Source organism: Actinomadura sp. 7K534 (assembly GCF_004348575.1).
In the GTDB taxonomy this organism is placed as follows: domain Bacteria; phylum Actinomycetota; class Actinomycetes; order Streptosporangiales; family Streptosporangiaceae; genus Spirillospora; species Spirillospora livida.
Window position 1 is genome coordinate 1 of record NZ_SMKB01000286.1, and the last position, 8342, is coordinate 8342.

The window sequence follows — 8342 nt, forward strand, 5'->3', positions numbered from 1 at the left end:
AAGGCTCCCGGTAGACGACCGGGTTGATAGGCCGGGTATGGAAGCGCGGTAACGTGTGGAGTTGACCGGTACTAATAGGCCGAGTGGCTTGAACACACAATTCGTTCAAAGCAAACCGCTGCGAGAGATTGTTCGCGTCCCTGTGTGGTTCTCAGGAAACAACCCTGGGCAACCCCGTGTGTTGTTAATTGAATGTGCTGAGCCTTGCCGGCTTGGACGTTGAACTTGCCCACCTGTTACGGGTGGTGCGTTGAGACGTTCGGTGGTTTTGGCGAAGGGGAAACACCCGGTCCCATTCCGAACCCGGAAGTTAAGCTCTTCAGCGCCGATGGTACTGCATGGGAGACTGTGTGGGAGAGTAGGACACCGCCGGACATATATTGGTCGAGGGTCGCCCCGATTCATGGGGCGGCCCTCGACGCATGTCGTGGGGTTGCAAAGTAGGCTGCAAGAGTCCACGAACCACCTTCAAGAACAGTGACGGACGTGATGAGCGCGGAAGAGGACGGCCGCGGCGACGACAGCCGCGAGCGGCGGGGCGACAACGGGGGGCGGAATACGCCGCCCCGTCGCGGAAGCGGCGCTCGTGGCCGCCCGGGTGGTTCCGGGGACCGTAGGAGCGGTGGACCCCGCCAGGGATCGCCCCGCGCCGGCGGTGCGCCGGGCGGACGGGGCCGTCCGAACGGCGGGGGCTGGAAGGGCAAGGACCGCGACGCTCGCGGTCAGCGTGACGACCGCAAGCCGGGCCGTCCGTTCAAGCGGTCGGACGACCGGCGCACCGAGTCCCGTGAGCGGCGGCCGGACGATCGCCGGGAAGGCCGTCCTGCCGGTCCGCGCGGTGAGCGGCGGGAAGGCCGGTTCGACGGGCCTCGTGGCGGAGAGCGCCGCGAGGGGCGGCCTCCGGCCTCCAGGGGCGGTCCTCGCCCCGCTCAGAGCGGAGGCCCGAGCCGAGAGGGACGCCCGGCTGGACGGCAGGCCGGTAGCGGCCAGGGAGAGCGACGTTTCCAGGATCGTGAAGGCCGCGACGGCCGTGGCGGGCGCGACGAGCGGCGTCCTGGGGGAGGGCGGTTCGAAGGCCGGCGCGAGGGACGCCCCGGCGACCGTGACCGGGACCGTCCCTTCAAGGGCGACCGTGACCGGGACCGTCCCTTCAAGGGCCGCGGAGGCCCGAAGCGCCCGCAGGACGGCGGAGGACGCCCCTCCGGGCCGCGCGGCGACCGTCCCGACCGGCGGACGCGCACGGACGAGCGTGAGCGTCCCGCACCGAAGCACGACGATCCGATCCTGCCCGATGACGTCACCGGCGAGGAGCTGGACGTCGACGCGCGCACCGAGCTGCGCACGCTGCCGAAAGAACTGGCCACGAAGGTCGCCCGTCATCTCGTCATGGCGGGCCGGCTCGCCGACGAGGAGCCGGAGCGGGCCTACAAGCACGCGCGGGCCGCGCGGCGGCTCGCGTCGCGCGTCGGGGTCGTCCGGGAGGCGGCCGGGATCGCGGCCTACCACGCGGGCGAATGGGCCGAGGCGCTCGCCGAGCTGAGGGCCGCGCGCCGGCTCAGCGCGGGTGACGTCTCCTACCTGCCGTTGATGGTCGACTGCGAACGCGGGCTCGGGCGTCCCGAGCGCGCCCTCGACCTGATCAAGTCGCCGGAGGCGAAGAACCTCGACCCGATGGGGCTCGTCGAGCTCCGCATCGTGGAGTCGGGAGTGCGCCGCGACCTCGGGCAGTACGACGCGGCCGTCGTCACGCTGCAGATCCCCGAGCTCCGCGACCGGCGGCTACGGCCGTGGTCGGCGCGGCTGTTCTACGCCTACGCGGACGCGCTCGTCGAGGCGGAACGCGCGGAGGAGGCGTCCGACTGGTTCGCGCGCGCCGCGGCGGCCGACCGGGACGGCGAGACCGACGCAGCCGAGCGGTACGCCGAACTCGAGGGCCTCCACATCATCGACACGGAGGACGGCGACGTCGAAGACGCCGGCGCCGAGAATGCGGGCGCCGAGGAGATCGACACCGGGGAGGGCTCCCTCGAAGACGGCGGGGACGTCGTCACGGAGGACGAAGCCGCTCCCGGGGACGAAGCCGCTCCCGGAGACGTGGCCGCAGCCGAAGGGGCGCCGGCGACCGGGATCGAGTTCAAGGCCGCCGATCCCGAGGTGCCGGAGACGCCCGACGAGGACGTGCCGGACGTGCCCGCGGTGTTCCTGGAGCCGAAGCCCGCCGACGGGGAGCAGCCGCCGCACACCGGATGACCTGCCCTACTTGACTGGCGGGTAGGTTTCGCTCGATATTCACGGGATCGCGCCGATCGGGGGCCGCCGGACACGTCCGGTGGTGATCGACTCTTGGAGTTCGCCATGCCCCTGAACCGCCGTATGTTCCTGCGCGCCACCGCCGTCGCCGGCGGAACCGCCGCCTTCTCGGGAGCCCTGTGGCACCAGGCGTTCGCGTCCGGTCCGGCACAGCCCGGTCCAAGCCCGTACGGGCCGCTGCGGGCGGCGGACGGCAACGGCCTGGAGCTTCCGGAAGGGTTCACCGGCCGGGTCGTCGCGCGCTCGCTCCGGCGCGTCGAGGGGACGAGGTACACCTGGCATCCCGCGCCCGACGGCGGTGCGTGCTTCAGCGACGGGGACGGCTGGATCTACGTCAGCAACTCGGAGGTCCCGCTCGTCGGCGGCGTGTCCGCCATACGGTTCGACGCGTCCGGCCGGATCACGTCCGCGTACCGGACGCTGAACGGCACCACGCTGAACTGCGCCGGAGGCGCGACGCCGTGGAACACGTGGCTGTCGTGCGAGGAGCACGACCTCGGTCTCGTGTGGGAGACGGACCCGCGAGGCCAGAACTCGGCCGTTGCGCGTCCCGCGATGGGCAGGTTCAAGCACGAGGCGGCGGCGTCCGACCCCGAGCGGAAGGTCGTCTACCTCACCGAGGACCAGTCCGACGGGTGCTTCTACCGTTTCCGGCCGCAGACGTGGGGCGACCTGTCGTCGGGGACGCTCGAAGTGCTCGTCGGCTCGGGAACGGGCCCCGTCCAATGGGCGAGGGTGCCCAACCCGGAGGTTTGGCTTACGCCGACCCGTGAGCAGGTTGCCGAAGCCATGCACTTCAGGGGCGGTGAAGGCTGCTACTACACGCACGGTGTCTGCTACTTCACCACCAAGGGCGACAACCGTGTGTGGGCCTATGACGCGGCGGCCGAGCGGTTGGACATCGCCTACGACGACGACCTCGTCGCGGAGGGCGAGGCGCCGCTGCAGGGCGTCGACAACGTCACCGCCACGTCGGGCGGGGACCTCTTCGTCGCCGAGGACGGAGACAACATGGAGATCAACCTGATCACCACCGACGGGATCGTGACCCCGTTCCTGCGTCTGAACGGCCACGGCGATTCGGAGATCACCGGCCCGGCGTTCAGCCCGGACGGTTCGCGCCTGTACTTCTCGTCCCAGCGCGGCAAGAGCGGGTTCATCGCCGGCACGGACGGCTACACGTTCGAGGTGACCGGGCCCTTCCGCCGCTGAGGATCTCCCGCCCTGGACAGGGCGTCAGGCGTTCTTGTCCAGGGCGTGCATGATGCCGGCCACGTTGCTCTCGGCGCTGGTGAGGACCTCGTATTTGGCGGCCAGTTCCGGGTCGACGCCGTCGGCGGTGATGGCGTAGCGGTCCTTAGTGCGGTCGACGACCATCGCGACGGCGTGGTCGAGGTCGAGGCCCTGGTCCCTGGCGTCGCGGACGGCGTCCACCCAGACCCGCAGTTCCTCCGCCGACCGTTCGAGGGTGTCGTCCACCTCGGTCACGGGCCCGTAGTGCGCGAACAGGAGCCGCTGCGGGCCCAGCGAACGGAATTTGCCGATCGACTCGAGCGTGGTGTCGAGGTCGAAGTCGGGTGGCGGCGTCGCGGGCTTCACGTCCGCCGTCTCCGGGATGTACATCCCGGCGGCGTCGCCGACGTAGAGGTCGCCGGTGTGGGAGTCCATCAGCCCGACGTGGTGCTTGGCGTGGCCGGGGGAGTAGTGCGAGTCCAGGCGCCGCCCGCCGCCGAGGTCGACCGTGCCGGTGTCCTCGACGGCCCGGATGCGCGCCGCGTCCGTCGGCTTCAGCTCGCCGAACAGCGTGTCGAGGGCGTCCCCGTAGACCATCCGGGCGCTGCGCATGAGCTTGGACGGGTCGGCCAGGTGCCGGGCGCCCTTCTCGTGGACGACGACCTCCGCCTGCGGGTACATCCGCGCGATGTCGCCGACGCCGCCCGCGTGGTCGAGGTGGATGTGCGTCACGACCACCGTCGCCAGGTCGTCGGGGCCGACGCCGAGTTCCCGCAGCGCGGCCTGCACGACGGGCGCCGACCCGGACGTTCCCGGCTCCACCAGGCACGGCCGGTCGGACATGATCAAATAGCCGGCGGTGATGCCGCTGTACCCCGCCATCCGCGTATCGATCTCGTAGACGTCCCCGCCGAGGGGCGTGACCGTGGTCGTCGTGTTCATCCCCCGATCATCGGCCCTGACGGCCCATAACGGCCACCCCGCCCCCTATTAGCGGAGATCGTCCCGAAGTAGCCGGAGGACGAGACCGGTGCGGGGCTTGGGGCCGAACGATGTGGATTTGCGGGGAACGCGCTCGCCCTCCTCGGCGACCGCCACGACGTCCTCGACCTTGAGGGGGTTCAGAACGACGGCCGTCCCGCCGTTCCGCCGGGCGCGCGCCAGGGCGGCGGACGGGTCGTCGTGCACGACCTCGATGGCGTTCTCGTTCTCAGGGACGTTCCAGAGGCCCCCGATGAGGACGTGGTCGAGCACCGCGGTGTCGAGCCGCCGCCACCGTGGTGAGCGCTCGGACGGCATGGCCCGGCTCAAAGCAGCCTCATCGGGGTCCGTGAGGAGATGCAGGGTGTCGCCCCCGCCGAGAAGGAAGGCGGGACCGGTCTCGCCAGCGAGCGCTTCGAGCGCCGTGGCCTCGTCCCTGAAGTCGGTGACACGGAAGACCTTCCGGGCCTGTTCGACGGCGTCCTCCACCCTGAGGCCGGGCAGGACCCGGTGGATCGCGCCCAGGTGGGGCGGGTAGCGCGAGGAGTCCACGAGCAGCGCCAGCCCGGCGTCCCAGGGGCCGGGGCCGTCGCCCGCGGCGTGGTGGCGGGCCTGGAGGGCGCGATAGGTGGCGTAGCGGTGGTGGCCGTCGGCGATGAGCGCCCGCTTGCCGCGGAGGTCGGCGGCGACCCGGGCGTGCAGTGCGGGGTCGGTGACCCGCCACAGCCGGTGGGTGAGGCCGTCGTCGGCGCAGAACTCCATGAGGGGCTCGTCGTCCGCCGCGCCGTCGACGATCCCGGCGATGGCGTCGCCGCCGCCGTCGTACAGCAGGAAGATCGGTTCCAGGTTGGCCTTCGCGGCCGCCATCAGCGCGAGCCTGTCGCGGACGGGACCGGGGAAGACGTCCTCGTGCGGCAGCACGACGCCCTCCGACTCCGCGCGAAGGCCCAGGGCGCCGACCAGGCCGCGCTGCAGGACCGTCTCGCCCCGGGACGCCTCGTAGACGTACAGGGCCGGGTCCCGGTCGACGGTGAGGACGCCTTCGTCGAGCCAGCGGCGCAGCCTCTCGCCCGCCGTGGCGTAGCTCTCCCCGGCCGCGCGCGGGAGGTTGATCCGGACGATGTTGTACCCGCCGCCCGCCAGCAGCCGCAGCGCCCCGGCCTCGTCGATCAGGTCGTACGGGGGCGTGGTGACCGTCGCCGGGTCGCCCGCGACGTCGGCGGCGTAGCGGACGCCGTGGAAAGGCGCCAGCTCCAGGCCGCGGCCCGCCGGGGGCTCCGAGGTCCCGAAGACCCGGGCGCTGAACTCCCGGGGCGTCAGGCCGGTGGGGAGGTCGTCCACCTTGGGCATGCTAACCACCGCCGGGCGTGTTACGGCTGTGCGGGTACGGTCGGAATGCGAGGGGAGGTCCACATGAGTCATCAAGGTTCCGGGCGGCCGGAGGATTCCCCGGGGGACGGCCCAGGCGGCTACACCACCCCTCCGGAAGGCGGGGTCTACGAGTGGTACACGCGGGGTCTGGAGCTGCTGAGGTCGGGCAGCCCCGGCGCCGCGCTGCAGCTGCTGACCAGGGCCGCCGAGGTCGAGCCGGGGTCGCACAGCATCCGCGAGGCCCTCGCCCGCGCCCAGTTCGGGGCGCGGCGGTTCTCCGCGGCCGCCGAGAGCTTCGGGTCGATCGTCGAGGAGGAGCCCGCCGAGGACTACGCGCGGTTCGGCCTCGGCCTGTCCCTGAGCCGCCTCGGCGACTTCGAGGGCGCGGCGCGGCACCTCGCGCTCGCGGCGGCGATGCGTCCCGAGAACGAGGACTACGCGAAGGCGCTGCGGCACGCCAGGGCCACGCTCAAGTCGCGCCGCTGATCCCGAGGCGCGGGTGCGCGCAGTGCCCCTCGTGCCTTACCCATCGGTAACATTCCCCGTACGATCACGGTCATGAGGAGCCCCATGAAAGGCAGCGACCGTCCCCTGAGCGAGGCGTACGACGTCGCCCTGCTCGATCTCGACGGGGTCGTCTACGTCGGCCGCAGGCCCGTGCCCGCGGCGGCGGAGTCGCTCGCCAAGGCCCGCGCGGCCGGGCAGCGGCTGGCGTTCGTGACCAACAACGCCTCGCGGACGCCGTCGGCCGTCGCGGCGCTGCTCACCGAGGTCGGCGTCCCAGCGGACGCGGATGACGTGGTCACCTCGGCGCAGGCGGCGGCGCGCCTGCTCGCCGAGCGACTGCCCGCCGGGTCGGAGGTCCTCGTCGTCGGCGGTACGGGCCTGCGCCACGCCCTGTACGCGCAGGGGCTGCGCCCGGTGTCGACCGCGGCCGGCCGGCCCGCCGCCGTCGCGCAGGGCTACAACCCCGGCCTCGGGTACGGGCTGCTGTCCGAGGGGGCGCAGGCCGTCGCCATGGGCGCGCTGTTCGTCGGCTCCAACGGCGACCTGACCATCCCCGGCGGCGACGGGCCGCCGCACCCCGGGAACGGCTCGCTGCTCCGCGTGATCAGCGCCGCGACCGGCGTCGAGCCGATCGTCACCGGCAAGCCGGAACGGCCGCTGCACCAGGAGTCGGTCCGGCGCACCGGCGCCCGGAACCCGCTCGTGGTCGGCGACCGCCTCGACACCGACATCGAGGGCGCGTACAACGGGGGCGCCGACAGCCTCCTCGTCTTCACCGGCGTCACCGGCCCCCTGGAGGCCCTGACCGCGCCGCCGAACCGGCGGCCCACCTACCTGGCGCCCGACCTGACCGGCCTCCTCGTCCCGCACCCGGAGATCGTCCGTGCGGACGGCGGCCACCGCTGCGGGGGCTGGACGGCCCGCCGCGACGGGGACGCCGTCACCGTCGACGGCTCCGGCGACCCCTACGACGGCCTCCGGGCGCTCGCGTCGGCCGCCTGGGAGACCGGCGCACCGCCGCCCGCTGAGGCCCTCACGGAGGCCCTGGGGAGCCTCGCGCTCTGACCTCAGAGGAGCTTGCGCAGGCGGAGCAGGTCGAAGATGCTCGCCTCGATCTTGAGGCGGCCCGCCGCCCACGCCTTGGCGGGGTTCAGCTCGTCGCGGGCCATCGCGACGAGGTCGTCGCTGTCCATGGTCAGCCGGACCTGCGCCGCCTTCGGGTCGCCGTCCGGCTCGAACGGGTCCAGCCCGCCCGCGTGCAAGCGCGTGCGGTACGCCAGCCCGAGGTCCGGGATGACGCAGCTGATCGTCCGCTCGACCGCGTGCTCGGCGAACCGGTCGGCGTCCACATCCCCCAGGCGGGCCGCGACATGGCCGAGCGCCGCCCGGCAGTCCTCCTCGTTCGCCATGGTCAGGCCGTTCCCCGTTCCTCCGACGACGATGTCGTTCAGGGAAGGTAGCGTTCAGCATGAGCCGGAGGCGACCTGTCGCGGGCGCTCGGGGTCTACTGGGAGGTAAACGTGATGTCCGACGAGGTCGCGGAGGGGCCGGTCGCACCGGCCGCCGCGCTGGCACCGAAGGCGGACCCGGTCGCGGACGAGCCGGTGGGCGAGAAGCCGGATTTCCCGGCCGTCGCGCCGCCGGACCCCACCGGCGACCCGCGCGTGGACGCCGCCGTGGCCCGCCTCGGCGAACTCGGCGCGCGGCCCGTCTCCGGGCACGTGGAGATCTACGAGGACGTCCACCAGCGCCTGCAGGACCTGCTCGCGTCCGCCGACTCCGCCGACCCGGCCGAGGGGCACGAGCCGTCCGGGCGGAAGCCGCCGGCCCACAGCAGCACGAAGCAGCCGGGGATCGCGGCGGCGCCGGCGGTGCGGGCGCGGCCGCGGAACTCGGTGGGCGTCATCCCCACCTGCTCCTTGAAGCGGGTGCAGAACGTG

The 8342-nt window shown here is 72.6% G+C and carries 8 protein-coding genes and 2 rRNA genes; 7 read left to right on the forward strand and 3 right to left on the reverse strand.

Going from position 1 to position 8342, the window contains the following annotated elements; genetic code table 11:
• The 4 genes from E1266_RS32830 to E1266_RS32845 all read left to right on the forward strand — a co-directional run.
• Positions 1-96: ribosomal RNA gene (locus tag E1266_RS32830) — 23S ribosomal RNA — on the forward strand; the annotation flags it as partial.
• Between the two features lie 162 nt (positions 97-258).
• Positions 259-375 (forward strand): 5S ribosomal RNA (gene rrf, locus E1266_RS32835).
• A 1011-nt stretch (positions 376-1386) separates the two neighbouring features.
• On the forward strand, positions 1387-2250 hold the full coding sequence (locus tag E1266_RS32840; RefSeq protein WP_243719177.1) for a hypothetical protein: 864 nt from the start codon (positions 1387-1389) through the stop codon (positions 2248-2250).
• Between the two features lie 105 nt (positions 2251-2355).
• The gene (locus E1266_RS32845; RefSeq protein WP_207946055.1) at positions 2356-3522 is read left to right on the forward strand and encodes an alkaline phosphatase PhoX; all 1167 of its coding nucleotides are present in this window, start codon (positions 2356-2358) and stop codon (positions 3520-3522) included.
• 24 nt (positions 3523-3546) lie between these two features.
• Here E1266_RS32845 and E1266_RS32850 read toward each other — a convergent pair whose 3' ends face one another.
• Positions 3547-4485 (reverse strand): MBL fold metallo-hydrolase, encoded by a 939-nt coding sequence (locus E1266_RS32850; RefSeq protein ID WP_132053770.1) that lies wholly within the window; start codon positions 4483-4485, stop codon positions 3547-3549.
• A gap of 48 nt (positions 4486-4533) precedes the next feature.
• Entirely contained in the window at positions 4534-5874 is a 1341-nt protein-coding gene (locus E1266_RS32855; RefSeq protein ID WP_132053772.1) for a DUF1015 domain-containing protein, read from the reverse strand.
• 63 nt (positions 5875-5937) lie between these two features.
• Here E1266_RS32855 and E1266_RS32860 point away from each other — a divergent pair, with 63 nt between their 5' ends.
• Both E1266_RS32860 and E1266_RS32865 read left to right on the forward strand, forming a co-directional pair.
• Positions 5938-6381, forward strand: coding sequence for a tetratricopeptide repeat protein (locus tag E1266_RS32860; protein WP_132053774.1), 444 nt, complete (start codon positions 5938-5940; stop codon positions 6379-6381).
• A gap of 84 nt (positions 6382-6465) precedes the next feature.
• Entirely contained in the window at positions 6466-7467 is a 1002-nt protein-coding gene (locus E1266_RS32865; protein WP_132053776.1) for an HAD-IIA family hydrolase, read from the forward strand.
• Between the two features lie 2 nt (positions 7468-7469).
• Here the strand turns inward: E1266_RS32865 and E1266_RS32870 are convergent, their stop codons facing one another.
• Positions 7470-7811: an SCP2 sterol-binding domain-containing protein gene (locus E1266_RS32870; protein ID WP_132053778.1), complete on the reverse strand. Its 342-nt coding sequence runs from the start codon at positions 7809-7811 to the stop codon at positions 7470-7472.
• Positions 7812-7925: 114 nt separating this feature from the next.
• On the opposite strand from E1266_RS32870, the gene E1266_RS32875 reads away from it, so the two are divergent.
• A partial coding sequence (locus tag E1266_RS32875; RefSeq protein ID WP_132053780.1) for a hypothetical protein occupies positions 7926-8342 on the forward strand: 417 nt, incomplete at its 3' end.